Here is a 207-nt window from a genome sequence, read left to right as displayed (position 1 = left end):
AGTAGAAGGAACGAAAACATGGAAAGACGATAACGCGAAAGATCGTCCGGAAATGATCAAAGTAGATCTTTTACAAAGCGGTAAAGTAGTAGATACAAAAGAAGTAACAGCGGCAGCAAATTGGAAGTATACGTTTGAAAAACTTCAGGCATACGATGCAAACGGAGCAGCGTACAAGTATGAAGTGAAAGAACAAGCAGTACCAGG

General features: G+C 40.6%; 1 protein-coding gene. It reads left to right on the top strand.

Translation table 11 applies throughout. The annotated features are described in order from the left end of the window. Window positions 1–207 (top strand): Cna B-type domain-containing protein (locus JDS82_RS29525; protein ID WP_199714348.1); only part of this gene is annotated, 207 nt, incomplete at both ends.

This window comes from Bacillus cereus group sp. N14, assembly GCF_016483555.1.
GTDB lineage: Bacteria > Bacillota > Bacilli > Bacillales > Bacillaceae_G > Bacillus_A > Bacillus_A wiedmannii.
The sequence above is the reverse complement of the archived record's forward strand: the minus strand, read 5'-3'. Positions and strand labels throughout refer to the sequence as shown.